A 21,447-nucleotide genomic window follows, 5' to 3' on the forward strand; every position below is an offset into this window, starting at 1 on the left:
CCGAACACCTACGACAGGAAAATCCTCGTCCTGCCGCACGCATCAACGGCGACCGGCAGGCGCATGCCGTCGCGCTCGACCAAATATCGTGTTTGCTGACGGCGCGAGCAGTCACGGCAACGGATCTGCCCCGTTGCATCCGTGGCGCAGGCGCCCTCGGCAGTCAGCAAGCAGTGCTCGCACACCATGAGCTCGGGACGGTCGGCATCGACAGGCCCCAAGACACCGGGACAAGCGGCAAGCTCGGCAATACGCTCCGCATCATTGCCGAGCAACTCGGCCGGCAAGTACACCCGCCCCGCACCGAGTCCGCGCAGCCAGGTAAGCGTGGCCCGATTCGCGCAGAACACCGGCGCCGCCACGTCAAACGTCACGCCCAGCTCGCGAGCAATCACCACCTGTCCCAGGTTGCGGCAGACGACGCGCCCGGCACGCTGCATCAGCGAGCGGGTCCGGTCAGCGTCACCCGTGCGGCACACCTCGTCAAGCACCACAACGGTGTCGGACAAATCGAGTTCTCTGCGCGGGTCGGTATCCATCAGCTGCCAAGCAAAAACCATGCGAGCGGGAACCGCGCACTCCACCAACTCCGGCGACGCACCGCTATCCACCGCAACGTCCTCAAAGGGCAGCACCTCAACGGCACGCGCAACGGGCGCAATCGCATCCGCCTCGGCCCGCATGCGCTCCAACACCGCCGCCGTCTGATCCAACACGCCGGCGCTACGAATCAGGTATACCTCGCAGCCCGCGTCCACCTTACGCTTGCAATGCACGACGACGCGCTTCCCCGCTGCGGCATCCACCGGGCAGGGCACCTGCGGCCAGCGCTTGGGCACATCGGGACGCGCGTCGACACCCGGATAGAACCGAATCTCGAGCGTGTCACCCGCCGCCACGGCGGCATCGAGCTCAACGGTCACCTCTTCGTGGCCCACAGCGACCAAGCGCCCCACGCGCACGCCCTGGTTAATTGCACGCTCAAAGCTCATCAGCTCGGCACCCGAACGCCCTCGCAGGTACGCATCGGTAAACCCACGGTTAAACGACCTTCCCAGCTCGCGCTCAAGCTCTTCCACGGCACCGGGGTCCCACGCGCCGTCGCGCAGCATATCGAGCGCCCGGCGCCAAACCCGCACCACGTTGAATACGTAATCGGGGTTCTTCATGCGTCCCTCGATCTTGAGCGACGCAACGCCAGCATCTACAAGCTCGGGCAGATGCGCAATACCCAGATAGTCATGCGGACACAGCAGACGATCCCCCTCAACGGCGACAACGCTCTGCCCCGCCTCGTCCACTAGGTCGTACGCCAGACGGCACGGCTGCGTGCAGTCGCCGCGCATCGCCGATCGTCCACGCCGCAGGGCCGAGAACTCGCACGCCCCCGAATAGCCGATGCAAATCGCACTGTGGCAGAATACCTCGATGGGCACGCCCGTGGCACATAGCGCCGCAATCTCGTCGACCGTCAGCTCGCGTGCCGTCGTCACGCGCTCGACCCCCAGCTCATCGGCGGCAAGCCGCACGGCACCCTCGCTATGAGCGCCCGCCTGCGTGGACAGGTGAATCTCGACCCCGGGAATCGCCGCGCGCAGCGCGCAGGCCAACCCGGCATCGGCGACAATCAGAGCATCGGCGCCCAGCTCCAGTGCATGAGCTCCCAACGCCACCGCGTCGGACAACTCATCGTCAAACACGAACACGTTGAGCGTTACGTACACACGCACGCCATGGGCATGCGCCACGGCGCAGCCGCGCGCAAACTCGTTATCCGTAAAGCCATGGGCGCTCACACGGGCGTTAAAGCCGCCCAACCCCGCATAGATGGCATCGGCGCCCGCGGCGATGGCCGCAAGCATCTGGTCGAGCCCGCCCGCCGGCGCCAGCAGCTCGGGCAGCGCCGCACCGGCAGCATCCAATCCAGTCTCGTATTGTCCGCTCGGCCCCATCGTCCGAATCGCCATCGACAAACTCCTTACCAAGGTATGCATTCACTCTGAAAAATGCCGTCTTCCAGCATACACGAGGCCTCGCGCGCCCCGTTTGGTTTATCGTGTAATAACTTATGTCCATCCTGCCCCGACGGCACATCCACCGTCTGGCACGACATACCTGGAGGTCAATATATGGGTCCTCGCCAACGACAGGGACACAGCCGTTCAAAGACGCACGCCCTGCCCATAATCCTGCTCTCGTTTTTGGGCTTTCTGCTGATTGCGGGCGTGGCGTTTGGCATCGGCATGCTCGGTAACGTCAACCGCTGGCTGTCCGATCTGCCCGACTACACCGACGCCAACGCGTATCTGGTGAGCGAGCCCACCGAGATCGTCGACTGCAACGGCAACAAGATCGCGAGCTTCTACACGCAAAACCGCAAGTCCATCACCAAGGACGAGGTCTCCCCCTACGTGCTGCAGGGCACCGTTGACGTCGAGGACGAGCGCTTCTACGAGCACGGCGGTATCGACCTGTGGGGTATCGCGCGTGCTGCGGTGGCAACCCTCGGCGGCGGGCACGAAGGCGCCTCGACGATCACCCAGCAGCTTGTGCGCAACACCATCCTGCAGGAGGAGCAATTCGACTCGACCATTGAGCGTAAGGTGCGCGAGGCCTACATCGCTATCAAGATGGAGGACATGTACTCCAAAGACGAGATCCTCATGATGTACCTCAACACCATCTATTACGGCCACGGCGCCTACGGCATCGAGGCCGCAGCCGAGACCTATCTGTCCAAGAGCGCCGCCGACCTCACCCTGAGCGAGGCCGCGCTGTTGATCGGCCTTCCCAACTCGCCCTCGCAGTACGACCCCACGGTCAACCCCGACCTGGCGCTGTCCCGTCGCAACAAGGTCCTCGACAACATGTTGCGCCTGGGCCACATCACCCAGGAGGAGCACGATGCCGCACAGGCCGAACCCATCACCCTCAATGTGACCGAAATCTCGGGCAGCGGCGTCGACGTATACTCGCAGCCCTACTTTGTCTCCTACGTCAAGCAGCTGCTGGAGCAGGAGTTCTCGACCGACGTGCTCTTTAAGGGCGGCCTGACCGTCAAGACCACCATCGACCCCACGATGCAGCAGGTGGCAGAGAATGCCGTCCGCGAGCAGCTCGACACGCTCTCGCTTGACGGCCTGGACATGGGCATGGTCGTCGTCGACCCCAAGACCGGCTACATCAAGTGCATGGTGGGCGGCTACGACTACAACGCCGACGAGAACCACGTAAACCATGCCACGGCCAAGCGTCCCGTCGGCTCCACCTTTAAGGCCTTTACGCTGGCAACTGCCATCCAAAACGGCATGAACCCCAACGTCACCCTCAACTGCAACTCGCCGCTCAAGGCCAAGGGCACCACGACCGAGGTCCAAAATTACGCCAACCAGAGCTATGGCAACATCACGCTTAAGCAGGCGACGGCATACTCCTCCAACACCGGCTACATCCAGGTGGCGGAAGCCGTCGGTAACAGCAAGATCATCTCGCTCGTCAAAAAGCTCGGCATCGACCCCGCCAAGGACAACATCGAGGACGTTCCCGTCATGACCCTCGGCACCGGCTCGATCTCGCCGCTCGAGATGGCCGCCGCCTACGCGACGTTTGCCAACGGCGGCTACTATCGCCAGCCGATCGCCATCACCGAGATTGACTCTCGTACCGGTTCGGTGCTGTACCAGCACACCGACAATCCCTCACAGGTGCTTACCGAGGGCGAGGCCGCCGCGGTCACCGATGTTCTGTCCGGCGTCATGAAGGGCAGCGGTACGGGTGCTGCCGGCGCTCTGAGTGTCAACCAGCCCTATGCCGGCAAGACGGGCACCACCGACAACACCACCAACCTGTGGTTCTGCGGCTATACCCCGCAGCTGGCGTGCGCCCTGTGGACCGGCTATTCCGCGGGCGAGATCCCCATCCAAAAGTACGGCACGGACCTGCTGGGCGACAGCACCAACCTGCCTGTCTTTAAGCGGTTTATGAACACCGTTCTGACCGGTACCGAGCGCGAGGAGTTTGCGACCGGAACGGCGCCCACCTACAAGAACAACAGCGTCTGGAAGTTCTACGGCACCAACAACACCAAGAAGTCGGAGAACGACGACAAGGACAAGGACGAAGAGGAAGAGGAAACCACCACAACGACTACCACGACGACCACGACCACCGAGACCACGGGCGGCGACACCACCGGCGGCACCGGTACGACCGGTGGCTCGACGGGTGGCTCCACTGGTGGTTCGACCGGCGGCGATGGCGGCACGCCTACGCCTACGCCTACGCCTACGCCCACTCCCGACCCCTCGCCCACGCCTGACGATACGGTCGGCTAAGAAGTACGCGACTAAAGCCAACAAGGCCCCGAGCAGCTTATTGAACTGCTCGGGGCCTTTTAGTTTGAAGCGACCTGGTGGGCGGTCTTTATACCGGCAAACAAAAAGGGGTACCGACCAACGTCGATGCCCCTTACAAGCCACTATGTCAGCGCACACAATGCCGAGCGCACGACCCGCACACCTACTTGCGAGAATTGCTCAACTTATTGATCAGCGCCTCGAGACGCTCGCCGTCCTCGGCCGTCTGGGCAATAACCAAAATCGTATCGTTGCCGGCAAGCGAGCCAAGCACATCGGGTAACTCTGCCGCATCAACGGCGGCGGCGATGCCGGAAGCCGTGCCAGGCTGAGCCTTGATCATAACCAGATTATCAGTACGCAGAACGCCCGTTACGAGCTCGGAAACCATACGCTGCAGGTGCAGGTCCTCTGCCAGAACATAGATGCCCTCAGGGAGCTTACGCAGCCCCATATCGGCAATATCGCGAGAGACAGTCGCCTGCGTGCAATCAAAGCCCATAGCACGGAGCTCATCGACCAGCACGCGCTGCGTGCGGACATCCTTATTGCGCACAATATCTCTAATGGCATCCTGGCGCCCATTGCGTTTTTTAGCCATACAAACCCTCTCTCCAAAAGATGGCGGAGACAATCAATCAGTGATTGAATAGTTTAACGCTATTTGAAGGCTTTTGTGTATAAGAACGCATTTCGAAACAATTCTATGCAAGTTTGTTTCGTAATGAGCCGTTTAGGCGGTTTTTGCGCCCGTCCGGTTAAGAAAAGCTGCCAGATGCGTACACATCACGCAGCGCGCGGGCTTGGCGCTGGCGATCGGCCCAAACAACAGACCGAGTCCCCGATGGTTATCCTTGAGCGCGGCGACCATCTGACGGGTTCGAGGCGCCTCGAGCATATCACGCATGCGGGCGGAACGCTCGATTGACGACACCCCATGCGGGCTCAGACACAAATTCTCGATGCAGGCGACCAGTCCGGCAAAGTAGAACTTTTGGCTTGCCAGCTTGAGCCGACCACCGCTATCTGCTTCCGAGAGTGAGTCCGCAAGCTCGTCGAGCGCTCGAGTGTCATCGGATATCCTGGCATACATGGTGGGATCAAAGGCATCTGTAAGCTTAGGTGCCGCCGCGTGGAAACAAGCGTCGCCGCAGCCGGACACGAATCGTGCCTGCGAGAGCGCATAAGCCATAAACTCAACCGTACGGTACGCCTTGCCGCGCGACAGGCATGCCTCAAACAGCGGACGGCTATACATCACGCCAGAGGTCTGAGCGACTAGGCCGCCCAAAATCAACTGGGGCAGCCCAGTCACCATAGAAGACTCGTCTTCTATGGCAATAGAGGCAGCATCCAAGACGCGCGAATGACGCTCGCGATGCGCATCGTATCGATCGAGCGACACCGAGGGGAGCACAATGTCTGCCGCAGTATCGCACGCGATATCGACCATCTTGGAAAGGGCCTGCGGAGCAAACCACTCATCGGCGTTCATGGCGATGATTTGAGAGCCGCGCGAGGCATCAAAACCGGCACGAAGACAAGCGCCGCGCTTCGCGTCCTCGACGTCAATCAAATCAATATGGATGTCCCTGTCGGCAGCAACTTGAAGCGAATGGCGCACACCGGGCGCAGCATCGCGGCAGACAACGACAATCTGCAAATCGTAGAGGTCTTGGTTCTGGATACTCTCGAGCGCACGCATCGCATAGCTGGGCGAACCTTCTACCACAAGGATCACCGAAAGTCGCGGATGCGAACCACGTCGAACCAAGTTTTCCATCCTCTCGATAGCACCAAATCAAACTGTCGTTCATGGTACACCCGAGCTATAAAAGCAACGAGCCGCCTAACATGTTGCACGCCAAGAACAGATGTTGCACACGCGCAGCTCACACATAGTATGTGCAAGGCACAGACGCGCCGAGCACTCCCCTAGTCGAGAACGACAAGCTCGTCGGGGCCGTAATCCACACCCATAAACGTAAGGCCGCAGGCAGGCGCCGTGGGACCCGCAGCGGTTCGGTCACGGGCGTCAATAACCTCGCGCATCCACTGGGGATCGCGACGATGCATGCCAATCTCCACGAGCGTTCCTACAATGGTACGCACCATCGAGTGCAAAAACGCATTGCCCTCGATAGTGAAGGTCAGGATATCCTCGCCAAAAGCGACCTCGTGGCCAAACTCCGCACGCATCACGCAGCGGTGCGTGGGCTTGCCCACAGCAGAGGCAACCTTGCAAAAGCTCTTAAAGTCCTGCTCGCCCAAAAGCGCAGGGCAGGCGGCCGCCATCGCATCTACGTCGAGGGGATAGCGATGCCACCACACCGCACCGCGCGAGAGCACGGGGCGCGCATCGCGATCGGCAATACGGTACGTATACGTACGGGACCGCGCGTCAAAGCGGGCAGAAAAGCCCCTACGGGCCTTGTAGACCTCGTTTATGGCGATATCTTTGGGCAGGAGGGCATCCATAGCCCTCAGCCACCTACGGCGCGTACACGCGAGCTCAGCGTCCGTAACGGGCACGCTGATGTACTGAGCCACGGCATGCACGCCGGCATCGGTACGCCCCGCACACGTCAGATCGATCGGGCGGCGAAGCAGCGTCTCGATGGCTCGACGTAGCTCACCCGCAACCGTCGTCTGTCCCGGCTGCTCGGCAAATCCGCTATACGACGAGCCATCATAGGCCACGCGAAATACGAGCGTGGCGTCAAGCTCGGAAATCGAATTGAAATCAGACGGCGCAGTCATGGGCGCTCCCAACAAACAAGCAACGGTATCGCGACAAAAAAAGAGGGGTACGCGAACGTACCCCTCGAATATAGCCTATGCAGACGGAATGTCTACTCAGCGGTCTCCTCAGCAGGAGCCTCCTCGGCAGCGGTCTCCTCGACAGCCTCGACCTTCTTGGGAGCAGCGGCCTTCTTGGGGGCCGGAGCAGCCTTCTTGGCCTTAGGCGTGCAAGGCTCGGTGACGAGCTCCATGATAACGATGGGAGCGTTGTCGCCCTTACGGTTACCGAGCTTCATGATGCGGGTGTAACCGCCGTTGCGGTCCTGCCACATGCCCTGAGCAGCCTTGTCGAAGATCTCGGCAACGAGCTGCTTATCGCCGAGCTTGGCGATAGCCAGACGACGAGAGTGCAGGTCGCCCTTCTTGGCCCAAGTGATGATCGGATCGACGACCGAACGCAGCGCCTTAGCGCGGGTCTCGGTGGTCTTGATGCGGTCGTTCTCGAAGAGGGCCTTAGCAAGGCTCTTCTTCATGGCCTTGGTGTGGCTCGCATCGGTGCCGAGCTTCAGGCCCTTCTTAACGTTGTGACGCATGGTCTAGTTTCTCCTCAAATATGCGAAGCATTAAGCCTTCAGGCTCAGGCCCATGGACTCAAGCTTGTCCTTCACTTCCTCGATCGACTTAACACCGAAATTACGGATGTTGAGCAGATCGTTCTCCGAGAACTCAACGAGCTGACGGACCGAGTGAATGCTGGCGCGCTTAAGGCAGTTGTAGGAACGGACGGAAAGGTCCAGATCCTCGATCTGCTTGTCCAGCTCGGCGTTGTCGTTGGTGACCTCGGGAGCGAAGATCGAAGCCTCCTCCTCGACCTCGGGGGTCTCGGCAAGGTTCATAAAGGCGGCCATATGCTGGTTGATGATATTGGCAGCCTGGACCACGGCGTCGCGCGGGGCGATGGAGCCGTTGGTCTCGATCTCGAGGACAAGGCGGTCGTAGTCGGTATGCTGACCGACACGGCAAGCCTCAACGAGCTTGGCGCAACGGGAAACCGGCGAGTACAGCGAGTCGACATGGATCACACCGATGGGATCGTTGTCGCGCTTGTTGGCCTCGCCAGAAACATAGCCGCGGCCATAGCCGATGCGCATGCTCATGGTGAGATGGCCACCCTCGGTGAGCGTAGCGATGTGCTGCTCGGGGTTGACCAGCTCAAACTCGGACGGAATAAAGAAGTCCGCACCGGTGACCTCGCAGGGGCCGTCAACCGAGATGGTGGCGGTCGCCTCGTCGGTCGTGCCGAGAGCCCTGAAGACAAGACCCTTGACATTCAGGACGATGTCGGTGACATCCTCGACCATGTTAGGGATGGTCATGAACTCGTGCTGCGCACCATCGATCTGAATAGCCTCGACGGCGGCACCCTCGAGCGAGGACAGAAGAACGCGACGAAGGGAGTTACCCAGCGTATCGCCGTAGCCACGCTCGAGCGGCTCGACGGAGACACGAGCAGACGTCTCGTTGATCTCTTCGACCTGAACCTGAGGCCTAATGAATTCTGACATGTATTACCTCCAGCCTCAGCAGCCCGGATGGACTACTTAGAGTAGAGCTCGACGATGAGCTGCTCGTTGATATCACCGCTGATCTGCTCACGCGTCGGCAGAGCGAGCACGTTACCAGACAGCTTCTCGATATCGACCTCGAGCCAGCCAGGGACCTCAAAGCGCTCGGAGGAAATCAGAGCCTCCTTGATGGGGAGGAGGTCACGGAACTTCTCGCCGACAGCGACGACGTCGCCGGCCTTGACGCGGTAGGACGGGATGTCCACGCGCTTGCCGTTCACGGTGAAGTGACCGTGACGGACGGACTGACGAGCCTCTTTGCGGGTGCGGGCGAAGCCAAGACGGAAGACGACGTTGTCGAGGCGAGACTCAAGGATGATCATGAGGTTCTCACCGGTGACGCCGTTCATCTTGCGGGCCTTGTTGAAGTAGCCGTGGAACTGCTTCTCCAGAACGCCATAGATGAACTTGACCTTCTGCTTCTCGCGCAGCTGCATGCCGTACTCAGATTCCTTGCGACGGCGCTTGGGCTGACGGATAGATTCCTTCTTGCTGCTGTAACCGAGCTCAGCGGGATCGATCCCGAGCTGACGGCAGCGCTTAAGAACAGGAGTCCTGTCGATTGCCATATTGATACGATCCTTTCAGTTACACGCGGCGACGCTTCTTGGGGCGGCAGCCGTTGTGCGGAATGGGGGTCTTGTCCTGGATGCTCGAGACCTCGAGGCCAGCAGCCTGGAGGGAGCGAATGGCGGTCTCACGACCGGAGCCGGGGCCCTTGACGAAGACGGAAACCTTCTTCATACCGTGCTCCATGGCCTGCTTGGCAGCAGCCTCGGCAGCCATCTGGGCAGCGAACGGCGTGGACTTACGGGAGCCCTTGAAGCCCACCTGGCCAGCCGACTTCCAGGAAATGACGTTGCCCTGGGGATCGGTGATCGAAACGATCGTGTTGTTGAACGTAGAACGAATGTGAGCCTGGCCCACGGAAATGTTCTTACGGTCCGCGCGCTTCAGACGGGCAGCGCGAACGTTCTTCTTAGCAGTAGCCATCTATCTAGCGCTCCTTATTTCTTCTTCTTAGCACCGATCTGACGCTTCGGGCCCTTGCGGGTACGAGCGTTAGTGTGGGTGCGCTGGCCGCGGACCGGGAGGCCCTTGCGGTGACGAAGGCCGCGGTTGCAGCCGATGTCCATAAGGCGCTTGACGTTCTGGTTGCGCTCACGGCGGAGGTCGCCCTCAACCATGATCTGGTTCTTATCGATATAATCACGGATGGCGTTAACCTCATCCTCGGTGAGGTCCTTAACGCGCGTATCCACGTTAACGTTGCACTCGACGCAGATCTTCGTCGCAGTGGTGCGGCCGATGCCGTAAATGTAGGTCAGACCGATCTCAACGCGCTTCTCACGCGGGAGGTCGACACCATTAATACGGGCCAACGTAGTCTCCTCTCTTAACCCTGACGCTGCTTATGACGGGGGTTCTCGCAAATGACGAGGACCTTGCCATGGCGCCTAATGATTTTGCACTTATCGCACATCTTCTTGACCGAAGGACGTACCTTCATCGTTCTTCCTTTCGGTAGCGCTCAAACTACTTCCCTACTATCTACTCGCCCAGCCGCAGGCGTTTAAAACTATGGCTGGTCTTCACACACAATCCGACCGTAGGTTGAGCTAAGCCTGCAGTCGGAAATGGAGTGCGCGTATGCGTGCCGCTATTTGTAGCGATAGGTGATGCGGCCGCGGGTCAGGTCGTACGGGGAAAGCTCCACGACAACCCTGTCACCGGGGAGAATACGGATGTAATTCATTCGGATCTTGCCAGAAATGTTGCACAGAACCGAATGACCGTTCTCGAGCTCAACCTTAAACATGGCATTGGGCAGCGGTTCCTTTACCGTACCCTCGAGCTCAATTGCGTCTTCCTTCTTCACAAGCAATCATCTTTCTCTAGAAAACGACAGCGATTGAGTATTCTACAACACGTATGCACGCATCGTAATAACTTCGTAATGGCTCCACAACTAAGTGGAACTTGTTACATTTCTCCGCCTTGGAGCGAACACCAAGCACCTTGGGCATCCGTGGTGATAATCACCGGACCGTCATTGGTAATGGCGACGGTGTTCTCGTAGTGTGCGGCGGGCAGGTGGTCGTTGGTCGTAACAATCCAACCGTCGGAGCCCGTGCTCACATGGTTGGAACCCATCGTAACCATCGGCTCGATGGCAATGACCATGCCGGCCTGGAGGCGAACGCCCCTCCCCTTCTTTCCATAGTTAGGAACGTTGGGGTCCTCGTGCATCACGCGGCCAATGCCATGGCCCACATAGTCACGAAGCACGCCGTAACCGTGAGACTCGGCGAGGGACTGAACGGCGTAACCAACATCCCCGATATGGTTACCGGGAACAGCCTGCTCGATGGCAGCCTTAAGGCAATCGCGCGTGACCTCGCACAGGGCCTTGGCCTCGGGCGTGGGTGTGCCGACAAAAAACGTCCAAGCGTTATCGCCAACCCAACCGTCGACAACGGCTCCCGTATCGATGGAGATGATATCGCCATCGCGCAGGATCATGTCGGGGTTGGGAATACCGTGGACCACGGCATCGTTAATCGATGCGCAAATGGTACCGGGGAACCCGCCGTAACCCTTAAAGGCCGGGGTGCCGCCATGCATACGGATAATCTGCTCCGCGAGCTGATCGAGCTCAAAGGTCGAAACACCAGGGCGCACCATGGCTCCAACGTGGCGGAGCGCCATCTTAGATAGCGCTCCTGCCTTCTTCATCTGCTCGATTTGCGTTGCAGACTTAATCTTGATCATAGACCGAGAGCCTCTTTGACATCCCCGTACACGGTCTCGCGAGCCTGGTCACCGTTGACCGACTTGAGCAGACCCTGGCCACGATAGTAGTCGACGAGCGGGCTCGTGGACTTCTCGTAGACGTCGAGACGGTTCTTGATGGTCTCGGGCTTGTCGTCGTCGCGCTGATACATCTCGCCGGCGCACTTGGGGCAGGTAGCATCGGCAGCGGTGCCGGTGTAACCGCAGGCGCGGCAAGTGCGACGCGAAGACAGACGAGCGATGATGACCTCGGGGGCCACGTCGACCAGAAGGGCGCAGTCGATCTCGCGACCCATGGCGGAGAGCTCGGAATCGAGCGTCACAGCCTGGGCGGTGTTGCGCGGGAAGCCGTCGAGGATGAAGCCCTGCTGGGCGTCATCGGCAGCAAGGCGCTCCTTGACAAGGTCGATCACGAGCTGGTCGGGAACGAGCTCGCCAGCGTCCATGTACTTCTTAGCCTGAATACCAAGCTCGGTGCCACCCTTGACGGCAGCACGCAGCAGGTCGCCCGTGGAAATGTGAGCGACGCCAAACTCGGCGACGAGCTCCTGTGCGACGGTGCCCTTACCGGCACCCGGAGCTCCGAGCAATACGAGGTTCATGAGCAATCCTCCTCTAGCCTATTTAAAGAATCCATCGTAATCATACATCTTGATCTGGCCTTCGAGCTTATCGACCGTGTCGAGCACGACGCCGACCATGATGAGGATGGACGTGCCGCCAAATGCCTGGATCAGATGGTTACCCGTGAAGGAGAAGATGATCGAAGGCACGATGGCGATGAGCGCCAAAAAGACAGCGCTGGGAAGCGTGATCTTGTTGAGCGCGTTCTTGATGTAGGCCGCGGTAGCCCTACCCGGACGGACGCCCGGAATAAAGCCACCCTGCTTCTTAAGGTTGTCGGCCGTGTCATCGGGGTTGAACACCATGGAGGTGTAGAAGTACGCGAAGAACACGATGAGGACAACGTTAAGCACCCAGTTGAGCCAACCGGTCGAAAGCGCAGAGGCAACTGCCTGAATCCAGCCGATGCCGGGGAAGAACACGGCAATCTGAGCCGGGAAGTACAGCAGCGCCGAGGCAAAGATGATCGGCACGACGCCCGCGGTGTTGACCTTGATGGGCAGGTAGGTGGTCTGGCCACCCATCATGCGACGGCCCACGACGCGCTTGGCATAGGAGACCGGGATGCGGCGCTGGCCGCGCTCAAGGAAAACAATCAGCGGGATAACCAGCAGGATGATGGCGCAGATGATCACCATGGTGATGATGCCACCGGCATTACCCTCGGTGCTGGAGAAGATAGCCTGCGGAAGGCCGGCCATGATGTTCGCAAAGATGATCAGCGACATGCCATTGCCGATACCGCGCTGGGTGATGAGCTCACCAATCCACATGATCAGCATGGCGCCCGCAGTGAGCGTGCCGACGACCATGAGGTCGAAGATGATCTCGGGAGCGCCGGCGCCATTAAAGCTGATGCCGAAGCTCTTAAAGAGGAAGAGGTAACCCACGGAGTTGAGGATTGCCAGAGCCAAGGTGAGGTAACGCGAATACTGCGTAATCTTGGTCTGACCGACCTCGCCCTCGCGGGCAAGCTCATGCAGGGAAGGCACGACGGCCTGGAGCATCTGGAGGATGATCGAGCTGGTGATGTAAGGCATGATGCCCAGCGAAAACACCGACACATAGCTCAACGCGCCGCCAGAGAAAAGATTCAGGAGGGCCATAGCACCTGCGGCGACCGAATTGTTATCGGTCGAGAAAAGGCCCAGCATCCCCTGGAAGGGAATGCCGGGCACAGGAACGTGCGCACCAATGCGGTACACGACGAGCATAGCTATGGTAAAAAGAATCTTTTCGCGCAATTCTTTGATGCGGAAAGCATTCTTAAGACCATTTAGCACGGCAGCTCGACCTTTCCGCCGGCGGCCTCGATCTTGGCGTGCGCAGAAGCGCTGACCTTGTCGACCTTGACCGTGAACTTCTTGGTGAGCTCACCATTGCCGAGCACCTTGACGGGCTCGAACTCGCTCTTGGTGATGCGAGCGGCCTTAAGAGCGGCACCGTCGATCACAGCGCCATCCTCGAACTTACGCTCGAGACGCTCAACGTTAACAGCGGTGTACTCGATACGACGGGGGTTGCGGAAGCCCGGAAGCTTGGGCAGGCGCATAGCCAGCGGAGTCTGGCCACCCTCGAAGCCGGCACCCTTGGTGCCGCCAGAGCGGGAACCCTGGCCCTTCTGGCCGCGGCCAGAAGTGGTGCCGTGACCCGAAGAATTGCCACGGCCGACGCGCTTACGGTTCTTGGTGGAACCGGGCGCGGGAGTAAGATCGTGAAGCTGCATTTGCTACTCCTCTACAATCTCGACAAGGTGCTTGACCTTGAAGATCATGCCGCGGACGGACTCGTTGTCAGCAATCTCGCGAACCTCGCGGATCCTGTGGAGACCGAGGGCACGGACAGTACGGACCTGGTCCTGCTTGCAACCGTTGGTGCTGCGGACCTGCTTGATCTTGATGGTGTCAGCCATGCTTAGTTCTCCTTACCGACGAACATCTCGGAGACCGTCAGGCCACGGCGAGCCGCGACGTCCTCAGGGCTGGAGAGCTCCTTGAGGCCCTCGACGGCAGCCTTGATGATGTTGAGGCCGTTGTCGGTACCGAGGGACTTGGACAGGACGTTCTTGATGCCAGCAAGCTCGAAGAGGGGACGCACAGCGCCGCCGGCGATAACGCCGGTACCCTCGACAGCGGGCTTGATGATGATGCGGCCGGCACCAAAGTGGCCGAGAACCTCGTGCGGGATGGTGCCCTGCTCGGTCACCGGCACGTGGAACATGTTCTTCTTGGCATCGAGAGACGCCTTGGAGATGGCCAGGGGCACCTCAGCGGACTTGCCCATGCCAACGCCGACGTTGCCCTTGCCGTCGCCAACGACGACGAGAGCGACGAGGCTCATGCGACGACCACCCTTGACGGTCTTCGACACGCGGTTGATGTAAACGACGCGCTCCTCGAACTCGGAGGCCTCGCGCTGCTGCTTCTGATTACGAGCCATGTGCTACATACCTCCTAGAACTCGAGACCGGCGGCACGAGCACCGTCGGCGAGGGCCTTGACGCGGCCATGGTAGATACGGCCACCACGATCGAAGGCGACCTTGGTGATGCCGGCCTCGATGGCGCGCTTGCCAACGAGCTGACCGACCTTCTCCGCAGCCTCCTTGTTCGAGGTGTGGGTGCCCTTGAACTCGGCCTCGAGGGTCGAGGCAGAGACGAGCGTCAGGCTGGAGCCCTTGCTGTCGTCGATGATCTGGGCATAGATGTTGACGTTAGTACGGGTCACGCGAAGACGCGGACGCTCGGAGGTACCCGAGACCTTGCCGCGAACACGACGCTGACGACGCTTGAGGCCTTCCAGCTTCGCCTTATGCTTGTTCATACGTAAACTCCTAAAAAGGTTGATCTTGCCAGCACCTGACGGGGTGCTGGTCTTATGCGAGTGAGTCGGTTACGACTACTTGGCGGCCTTACCCAGCTTGCGGCGGATGTGCTCGCCAACGTAGTGGATACCCTTGCCCTTGTAAGGCTCGGGAGGACGATGGCCGCGGATCTCAGCGGCGATCTGACCGACCTGCTGCTTGTTGATACCCTTGACGTTCACGTGGGTGTTGTCGGGAACCTCGAAGGTGATGCCCTCGGGAGCCTCGACGATCACGGGGTGCGAGAAGCCCAGGGAGAACTCGAGGTTCTTGCCCTTCTGCTGCACGCGGTAACCGACGCCGGCGAGCTCGAGCTTCTTCTCGAAGCCCTCGGAAACGCCAACCACCATGTTGTGGATGAGGGCGCGGGTGAGGCCGTGGCGGGCACGGGTCTCACGCTCGTCGTCGGGACGGGAAACGGTGAGGACGTTGTCCTCGATGTTGATAGCGAGCTTCTCAAAGACATCGAGCTCGAGCTGGCCCTTGGGGCCCTTGACGACAACGTTGTTGCCGTTGACTGCCACTTCGACTCCGGCGGGAATCTGGACAGGCTTATTACCGATACGAGACACGGTGATCTCCTTTCCTTCTACCTACCGAGCGAATTACCAGACGTAAGCGATGATCTCGCCGCCGACGTTGTGCTTGCGAGCATCGCGGTCGGTCATAACGCCATGGCTGGTGGAAATAATGGCGGTACCAAGGCCACCGCGGACGCGGGGCATGTCGGCAACGCCGGTGTACTTACGCAGGCCCGGCTTGGAAATGCGGCGGATGCCGTTGATGACCTTAGCCTTCTTGGGACCATACTTAAGCGTGATGTGCAGAGTCTTCTGGGGAACGGTGTCCTCGACATCGTAGCCCTCGATGTAGCCCTCCTCGTGCAGAACACGAGCGATCTCGACGAGCTTCTTGCTGCTCGGCATGGAGACCGTGGCCTTGTTCACAGAGTTAGCGTTACGGATGCGCGTAAGCATATCTGCGATCGGGTCTGTAAGGTTCATACAGATTCTCCTTCGTTCTTGATGAACACGTGCTCTTGGTTCTTCGCCGCCCTTAACGGCAAAGCCTTTTTAGCGCGTTTTCCCTGTTCCAAACGGATGCTTGAAACGCTGGTAGTGACTTACCAGCTGGCCTTCTTAACGCCGGGAAGCTCGCCCTTGAGTGCAAGCTCGCGGAAGCAGACACGGCACAGGCCGAACTTGCGGTACACAGAGTGCGGACGGCCGCAGCGCTGGCAGCGCGTGTACTCACGAGTAGAGAACTTCTGCTTGCGATTGCACTTGACGATCATCGATGTCTTAGCCACTTATATCCTCCTCACATAGAGTATTGTTCGCCCCAAGCGCCGCCCCCTTCTGGGAACGGCGCTCATAGGGCAGGTGAACCTATTTCTTGAACGGGAAACCGAAGGCGTCCAGAAGGGCCTTGGCCTCCTCATCGGTATTGGCGGTGGTCACGAAAGTGATGTCCATACCACGCTGGTGATCGACGGAGTCGAAGTCGATCTCGGGGAAGATGAGCTGCTCGGTGACGCCCATGGAGAAGTTACCACGGCCGTCGAAGCTCTTGGCGGAGATGCCGCGGAAGTCGCGGATACGGGGAATCGCGACGGAGGTCAGACGATCGAAGAACTCCCACATACGGTCGCCACGCAGGGTAACCTTGCAGCCGATCGGCATACCAGCGCGCAGGCGGAAGGTAGCGATGGACTTGCGGGCACGGGTGATCATCGGCTGCTGGCCGGTGATGGCGCGCAGGTCGCGCACGGCACCGTCGATGGCCTTGGAATCGGTAGCGGCCTCGCCGACACCCATGTTCACGACGATCTTCTCAAACTTGGGGATCATCATGACGTTCTCGTACTGGAACTTGTCCTGAAGCTGCTGCTTGACCTCGTTGTTGTACTTGGTCTTCAGACGCGGCACATACTTCTCTTCTGCCATTGTTCACTCCTTCTTGGGGTTTTAAGCACGGGGCGTGGCCACGATGGGTTGTCCTCGTGCCTCCTGGCTGCATCCGCGCCGCTCATGGCATTTCGCGGTTTGGACTCGACGCAGCAGGAGCCGACAAAACAATCGGTACTATACGCGCATCGGGAGCGTATTTCCAGAAAAACCTCGTCTGCCTGCACAACTCCACAACTCCCCCGCACAAATTGATCCCTAGGGCACGGAGGAAAACAGCAGTTGCGGTGAGATAGGGACTGTTTGATGGCTTAAAAGGCTTAAACAGTCCCTATTCCACCGCAACTCATATATGGGGCGTTATTTTTGGCGCGGGAGGACCAGGTTGAGGATCACAGCAACGAGCGCGGCGACGGCAATGGAGGATCCGCCAAAAACGGTGCCAACCCATGCGGGGAATCCAGCGCCGGCAAGCGCGCCGGCCGTGCGCTCAATGCCCGTGCCAAAGGCGATAGAGAGACCCATGAGCGTGGTATCGCGCTGAGACAGGCCGTGGCGGGCAAACATGACCACACCGTTCATACCGATGGTCGCGAACACGCCAATCGTGGCGCCACCGATGACCGGCTGCGGAATAGACGTGAGCACCGCCGCACACTTGGGCAGCAGGCCCGCGATGAGCAGGATGGCAGCCGCAAGCGTAAAGACCATGCGGTTGACGACCTTGTTCTCGGCGATAATGCCCACATTCTGGCCAAAGGTTGCCGTGGGGACGCCGCCAAAAAAGCCTGACAGCATACCGACCAGGCCGTTGGCGATCAGGCCACCCGAGATCTGGCTATCGGTCGCAGGGGTATCGAGCGCAGCGGACGACACGGCGGCAAACTCGCCCATGACCTGTACTGCGTTGACAATGGCGACAACGCCCACAACGGCGCACGCGGCCGGGTCGAACACCAGGCGATGGGCGCCCAGGGCCGGCGGGGCGAACCAGCTGGCGGTCGCGATGGCCGAGAAATCGACCATGCCCAACACCGCAGCCAAAACAAAGCCCGCGCAGATACCAGCCAGGATGCTGCCCAGCCTAAGCGCGCCCTTGCCGTAGTTGCCAGCCATAAAGGTGACGACGAACGTCACAAGTGCGACGGCCCAGTTGGTGACACTGCCAAAATCGGCCGCGCCCTCCCCGCCCGCCATGGAGGCAACTGCCACTGGGCATAGCGACAGGCCAATGACAAAGATGACGGTGCCAAGCACCGGGGCCGGAAATAGAAAACTCACGCGCCTAAACAGTAGGCCGAAGAGCGCGACGAGCGCGCCGCCGATTACCTGGGCGCCCAGTACGGCCTCAAAACCAAGCTCAAGACCGACTGCCTTGAGCGCCGGCACGAAGGTAAAGCTCGCACCCATCACAATGGGCAGGCCCGAACCGACGACACCTTTTATGGGAAACTGTTGAAGGAAAATGTCAAGCGCCGAGAGGACGAGCGACGCCTGGATGACGGCGGCCTCCTCCTGAGGGGTAAAGCCACAGACCGACGCGATAATGATGGCGGGCGTGACGATACCCGCGAATGCCGCCAGCACATGCTGCAGTGCATGGGGTAATACCTGCACAAACGAAACTTTTCCCGTACGCTCGAACAGGGCATCCCCTGCTGCCGACTCTGCCATTTGCGCCTCCCATACCCTAGGCAGCGGCCCCATGCCGCTCAACGGTCGGACATTATAGGGCATATGGCACAGGTAGCATTTTGACCCGCATGCGGCAGAGGGCTGGGGCAGCTCATTTGGGATGCGACTAGCGCTTGCGGGGGACGAGTTTGGTGCGACGCAGGTGGATCATCTCGGCGGCGATGGAGATGGCGATCTCCTCGGGGTCCTCGGCCTCGATGGCGACACCAATCGGCAGGTGCAGCTCGTCGATCTGCTCCTGCGTAAAGCCCTCCTGCTCCAGGCGGGCGCGCACAAAGGCGGTCTTGCGGCGCGAGCCCAAGCAGCCCAGATAGGCGGGTTTGGCGCGCATGGCCTGAATCACCACATCGATATCGGACTTGTGACCCGCCGTGGCGACGACCACCAGGTCGCGCGGGCCGATGGGGCACTGCTTGCTCAGGCTCTTGTAGTCGACCAGACGACGGTCGTAGACACCGGGCACCCAATCGGGGGTCAGCGTGCCGGGGCGGTCGTCGCAAGCCACGACGGCAAAGCCCGCCGCCGTGAGCACGCGAGCCGTCGCAGCGCCCACGTGGCCGCAGCCAAAGATATAGGTCAGGCCCTCGGGGCAGAGCGTCTCGATGTGCGCCGTGGGAATCTCGGAGGCGGCGTTGGTGTAGGTGACCTTACTCCCCTCCTCCACCAGCGAAAGCCCGGGGCAGCCCGCAATGGTGCGGCGCGATTCCTCGCCATGGTACTCGGCCACATCGCCCTCGAGCACGCTCGCGATAAACGGCTCAAAGTCGATGACGAAGTCGCCGATGCGCCGATAGGCCAAGATGTCGGCAACCGACTGGAACAACGGCGCCTGCGATACATCCAGGCGCAGATAGCACAGGCAGATGGCTCCGCCGCAGATCATGCCGGTATCGGAGTTCTCACCGCCCATGGTGTAGCGGACCAGACGCGATTGACCTGCGGCCAGCAGCTCGCGCGCCTCGTCCAGCGCAAAGAGCTCAATCTTGCCGCCGCCGATGGTGCCCGCTTGGCTGCCATCGGCAAAGACGGCCATCCAGGCGCCCACGCCGCGCGGCGATGACCCTGCCGTGCCGGCCACGACCACGAGCTCGCACGTCTCGCCAGCACGCAGGGCGGCAAGCGCCGCATTCACCACATCGAGCTTTTCCATTGCCGCCTTCTATCCTCTAAAGACATCGGTGAGCATAGCGAGTGCCTCGAGCACGCCGCCGCCGACCGACGTCGCCTTGTCCGAAATATAGTTGATATAGCTGGCATCGCCGCGCGGATCGACGTCGGCGCATTTAAAGCCCTCAGTCACCCGCACGCCGTTCGCCAAAAGCCCGCGCAGACAGCCATCGATCTGCGTGCACATGGGTGTATCTCCCGCGTAGCCAATCACGTCTCCGGCGCTCACGATGTCGCCGATTGCGCGGTCGGACCGAAACACGCCGGCGGCGGGGCTGTGGATAACTCGTTCCTTGCCGTAGCCGGCGATGACGCCCGGCACGCCCGTGTTGGGCTGGGGCGAACCTTGGGTAATGACGCGGCCCAAAAAATGCCCGCGCATGGTTTCGACCGCTGCGTCGCAGTCAACCGGCGCGGTGAAGCCCGGTCCCACGGCGATGACGGCAGGCGCCATATCGCGCGTGGTGCCCAAGTTGCGCTTAGCCAAAATCGCGTCGACCACAGCCGTGGGTTTAAGCTCATCGAGCATCTTGGCCTGAGGGTCTACCACGACGGCGACGTCTCCAGCCTCGGCAATCGCAAGCGCCTCAGCCGGCGTCTGTGCCAAGCGAGCGCGAATGCCCTCGACCTCGACCTCGCCCAGGCGAATGGCCTCGCAAAAACTGATTGTGCGGCGGATGCACGTGGGAACCGCGATATCGGCCATAACGACCGACACGCCGGAGCGTACCAAGCGAGCGGCGACGCCCGTGGCGATATCGCCAGCGCCGCGAACATAAACGAGCATTCCCGGGACACCTCCCTGTGCTACGGTTTGAGCAGAGCAAAGCGGTTCGACCGCTACTCTGATGATTTTTTATTATCACAGTATTATACGGCGGTGAACAGATGAAAACGACGAGCGGAAACCTTGCCTCCGCGCTCAAGATCGAGCCGGGCATTACCGCGATTGTCGGCAGCGGCGGCAAGTCGACGCTGCTAAAGACGCTCGGCCTTGAGCTTATGCGCGCTGGCGGCCGCGTGCTCCTCTGCACCACCACGCACATGTTTCCCGTCGCCGGCGTGCCATGGGACGGGTCGAGCCGTCGCCTGGACGCCGCGCCTTGGAAGCCGGGGACCCTGCATGCCCCCGGCTGCACCTGCGAGGCCTGCGCGGGCCTTGTGCGCGGAAGCATCTGCCAGGCAGGCGTCTTGGACCCGGAGACAGGCAAGCTCTCCGCCCCCGCTGAGCCGCTCGACCAGCTGGCGCAGCGCTTTGACTATGTGTTGGCCGAGGCAGATGGCAGCAAGCGACTCCCGCTCAAGGCGCATGCCGCCTGGGAGCCGGTAATTCCCGCCGCCACGGCAAACGTTGTCTGGGTCGTCGGCGCCTCAGGGCTGGGCAAGCCCGTCGCCAAGGTTGTCCACCGCCCCGAGCTCTTCTGCGAGCGCTGCGGCTGCGAGCCCACCGACGCTGCCACCCCAGAGCGCGTCGCCATGGTGCTCAATGCCGAGCTGCAGATGCTGAACCTCGACAATGCCCGCATCATGCTCAACCAAGTCGACACGCTCAGCGACCCCACGATGGCCGACCGCTTCGAGACAGCTCTCGACCGCCCCATCGTCGCCACCAGCCTCCAGGGGTAGCTAATTTGGGACGTGTCTCTATGGTTTTGTCAACCGCGTGCTTCGCGCCAT

The 21,447-nt window shown here is 60.6% G+C and carries 27 protein-coding genes; 2 read left to right on the top strand and 25 right to left on the bottom strand.

Annotated elements, in window-relative coordinates:
• Positions 1–8: 8 nt before the first annotated feature.
• Complete coding sequence (locus DWZ15_RS06005; RefSeq protein ID WP_158572511.1) at positions 9–1,967, bottom strand: U32 family peptidase; 1,959 nt, start codon at positions 1,965–1,967, stop codon at positions 9–11.
• A 162-nt stretch (positions 1,968–2,129) separates the two neighbouring features.
• Here DWZ15_RS06005 and DWZ15_RS06010 point away from each other — a divergent pair, with 162 nt between their 5' ends.
• Complete coding sequence (locus DWZ15_RS06010) at positions 2,130–4,334, top strand: transglycosylase domain-containing protein (RefSeq protein ID WP_117646117.1); 2,205 nt, start codon at positions 2,130–2,132, stop codon at positions 4,332–4,334.
• 184 nt (positions 4,335–4,518) lie between these two features.
• Here DWZ15_RS06010 and DWZ15_RS06015 read toward each other — a convergent pair whose 3' ends face one another.
• The 24 genes from DWZ15_RS06015 to yqeB all read right to left on the bottom strand — a co-directional run bounded on the left by DWZ15_RS06015 (position 4,519) and on the right by yqeB (position 20,557).
• The gene (locus tag DWZ15_RS06015) at positions 4,519–4,956 is read right to left on the bottom strand and encodes an arginine repressor (RefSeq protein WP_006235280.1); all 438 of its coding nucleotides are present in this window, start codon (positions 4,954–4,956) and stop codon (positions 4,519–4,521) included.
• A gap of 132 nt (positions 4,957–5,088) precedes the next feature.
• The gene (locus DWZ15_RS06020; protein ID WP_117646116.1) at positions 5,089–6,138 is read right to left on the bottom strand and encodes a glycosyltransferase; all 1,050 of its coding nucleotides are present in this window, start codon (positions 6,136–6,138) and stop codon (positions 5,089–5,091) included.
• A gap of 152 nt (positions 6,139–6,290) precedes the next feature.
• Positions 6,291–7,115: a tRNA pseudouridine(38-40) synthase TruA gene (gene truA / locus DWZ15_RS06025; protein ID WP_117564185.1), complete on the bottom strand. Its 825-nt coding sequence runs from the start codon at positions 7,113–7,115 to the stop codon at positions 6,291–6,293.
• A 92-nt stretch (positions 7,116–7,207) separates the two neighbouring features.
• Entirely contained in the window at positions 7,208–7,690 is a 483-nt protein-coding gene (gene rplQ / locus DWZ15_RS06030; RefSeq protein ID WP_089573564.1) for a 50S ribosomal protein L17, read from the bottom strand.
• A gap of 30 nt (positions 7,691–7,720) precedes the next feature.
• Entirely contained in the window at positions 7,721–8,662 is a 942-nt protein-coding gene (locus tag DWZ15_RS06035) for a DNA-directed RNA polymerase subunit alpha (protein WP_006235276.1), read from the bottom strand.
• Positions 8,663–8,694: 32 nt separating this feature from the next.
• Complete coding sequence (rpsD, locus tag DWZ15_RS06040) at positions 8,695–9,291, bottom strand: 30S ribosomal protein S4 (RefSeq protein WP_006235275.1); 597 nt, start codon at positions 9,289–9,291, stop codon at positions 8,695–8,697.
• A gap of 19 nt (positions 9,292–9,310) precedes the next feature.
• Positions 9,311–9,715, bottom strand: coding sequence for a 30S ribosomal protein S11 (gene rpsK, locus DWZ15_RS06045; protein WP_006235274.1), 405 nt, complete (start codon positions 9,713–9,715; stop codon positions 9,311–9,313).
• Between the two features lie 14 nt (positions 9,716–9,729).
• Complete coding sequence (gene rpsM / locus DWZ15_RS06050; protein WP_022094275.1) at positions 9,730–10,104, bottom strand: 30S ribosomal protein S13; 375 nt, start codon at positions 10,102–10,104, stop codon at positions 9,730–9,732.
• 14 nt (positions 10,105–10,118) lie between these two features.
• Complete coding sequence (rpmJ, locus tag DWZ15_RS06055; RefSeq protein ID WP_006363204.1) at positions 10,119–10,232, bottom strand: 50S ribosomal protein L36; 114 nt, start codon at positions 10,230–10,232, stop codon at positions 10,119–10,121.
• Positions 10,233–10,382: 150 nt separating this feature from the next.
• Positions 10,383–10,601 carry a translation initiation factor IF-1 gene (gene infA, locus DWZ15_RS06060; RefSeq protein WP_035137443.1) on the bottom strand — a complete coding sequence of 73 codons (219 nt, stop codon included), beginning with the start codon at positions 10,599–10,601 and terminating at the stop codon, positions 10,383–10,385.
• A gap of 104 nt (positions 10,602–10,705) precedes the next feature.
• Positions 10,706–11,494, bottom strand: a complete 789-nt coding sequence (gene map, locus DWZ15_RS06065; RefSeq protein WP_117564184.1) for a type I methionyl aminopeptidase — start codon at positions 11,492–11,494, stop codon at positions 10,706–10,708.
• Positions 11,491–12,117 (bottom strand): adenylate kinase, encoded by a 627-nt coding sequence (locus DWZ15_RS06070; RefSeq protein ID WP_117564183.1) that lies wholly within the window; start codon positions 12,115–12,117, stop codon positions 11,491–11,493. Before DWZ15_RS06070 ends, map begins: the two co-directional genes overlap by 4 nt.
• 18 nt (positions 12,118–12,135) lie before the next feature.
• Positions 12,136–13,422, bottom strand: coding sequence for a preprotein translocase subunit SecY (secY, locus tag DWZ15_RS06075; protein ID WP_089573561.1), 1,287 nt, complete (start codon positions 13,420–13,422; stop codon positions 12,136–12,138).
• Positions 13,416–13,865: a 50S ribosomal protein L15 gene (gene rplO, locus DWZ15_RS06080; protein WP_118449964.1), complete on the bottom strand. Its 450-nt coding sequence runs from the start codon at positions 13,863–13,865 to the stop codon at positions 13,416–13,418. The genes secY and rplO overlap by 7 nt, the downstream gene beginning before the upstream one ends.
• Positions 13,866–13,868: 3 nt before the next feature.
• Positions 13,869–14,051, bottom strand: coding sequence for a 50S ribosomal protein L30 (gene rpmD / locus DWZ15_RS06085; RefSeq protein WP_006235266.1), 183 nt, complete (start codon positions 14,049–14,051; stop codon positions 13,869–13,871).
• A 2-nt stretch (positions 14,052–14,053) separates the two neighbouring features.
• On the bottom strand, positions 14,054–14,578 hold the full coding sequence (rpsE, locus tag DWZ15_RS06090) for a 30S ribosomal protein S5 (RefSeq protein WP_055252236.1): 525 nt from the start codon (positions 14,576–14,578) through the stop codon (positions 14,054–14,056).
• Between the two features lie 14 nt (positions 14,579–14,592).
• A complete protein-coding gene (rplR, locus tag DWZ15_RS06095) occupies positions 14,593–14,961 on the bottom strand; it encodes a 50S ribosomal protein L18 (protein WP_118449966.1) in 369 nt (122 codons plus the stop codon).
• A 75-nt stretch (positions 14,962–15,036) separates the two neighbouring features.
• Positions 15,037–15,573, bottom strand: a complete 537-nt coding sequence (gene rplF / locus DWZ15_RS06100) for a 50S ribosomal protein L6 (RefSeq protein WP_117564182.1) — start codon at positions 15,571–15,573, stop codon at positions 15,037–15,039.
• 33 nt (positions 15,574–15,606) lie between these two features.
• Positions 15,607–16,005, bottom strand: coding sequence for a 30S ribosomal protein S8 (gene rpsH / locus DWZ15_RS06105; RefSeq protein WP_006235262.1), 399 nt, complete (start codon positions 16,003–16,005; stop codon positions 15,607–15,609).
• A gap of 119 nt (positions 16,006–16,124) precedes the next feature.
• Complete coding sequence (locus tag DWZ15_RS06110; RefSeq protein ID WP_022094280.1) at positions 16,125–16,310, bottom strand: type Z 30S ribosomal protein S14; 186 nt, start codon at positions 16,308–16,310, stop codon at positions 16,125–16,127.
• 79 nt (positions 16,311–16,389) lie between these two features.
• Positions 16,390–16,947 (bottom strand): 50S ribosomal protein L5, encoded by a 558-nt coding sequence (gene rplE, locus DWZ15_RS06115; RefSeq protein WP_006235260.1) that lies wholly within the window; start codon positions 16,945–16,947, stop codon positions 16,390–16,392.
• A 321-nt stretch (positions 16,948–17,268) separates the two neighbouring features.
• Positions 17,269–18,582 carry a uracil-xanthine permease family protein gene (locus DWZ15_RS06120; protein ID WP_158548927.1) on the bottom strand — a complete coding sequence of 438 codons (1,314 nt, stop codon included), beginning with the start codon at positions 18,580–18,582 and terminating at the stop codon, positions 17,269–17,271.
• Between the two features lie 127 nt (positions 18,583–18,709).
• The gene (locus DWZ15_RS06125; RefSeq protein ID WP_117564180.1) at positions 18,710–19,753 is read right to left on the bottom strand and encodes an XdhC family protein; all 1,044 of its coding nucleotides are present in this window, start codon (positions 19,751–19,753) and stop codon (positions 18,710–18,712) included.
• Between the two features lie 9 nt (positions 19,754–19,762).
• The gene (yqeB, locus tag DWZ15_RS06130; protein WP_117564179.1) at positions 19,763–20,557 is read right to left on the bottom strand and encodes a selenium-dependent molybdenum cofactor biosynthesis protein YqeB; all 795 of its coding nucleotides are present in this window, start codon (positions 20,555–20,557) and stop codon (positions 19,763–19,765) included.
• A gap of 101 nt (positions 20,558–20,658) precedes the next feature.
• Here yqeB and yqeC point away from each other — a divergent pair, with 101 nt between their 5' ends.
• Positions 20,659–21,396: a selenium cofactor biosynthesis protein YqeC gene (gene yqeC, locus DWZ15_RS06135; protein ID WP_117564178.1), complete on the top strand. Its 738-nt coding sequence runs from the start codon at positions 20,659–20,661 to the stop codon at positions 21,394–21,396.
• The last annotated feature ends 51 nt before the right edge of the window (positions 21,397–21,447 follow it).

Source organism: Collinsella sp. AF29-7AC (genome assembly GCF_003475665.1).
Classification (GTDB): domain Bacteria; phylum Actinomycetota; class Coriobacteriia; order Coriobacteriales; family Coriobacteriaceae; genus Collinsella.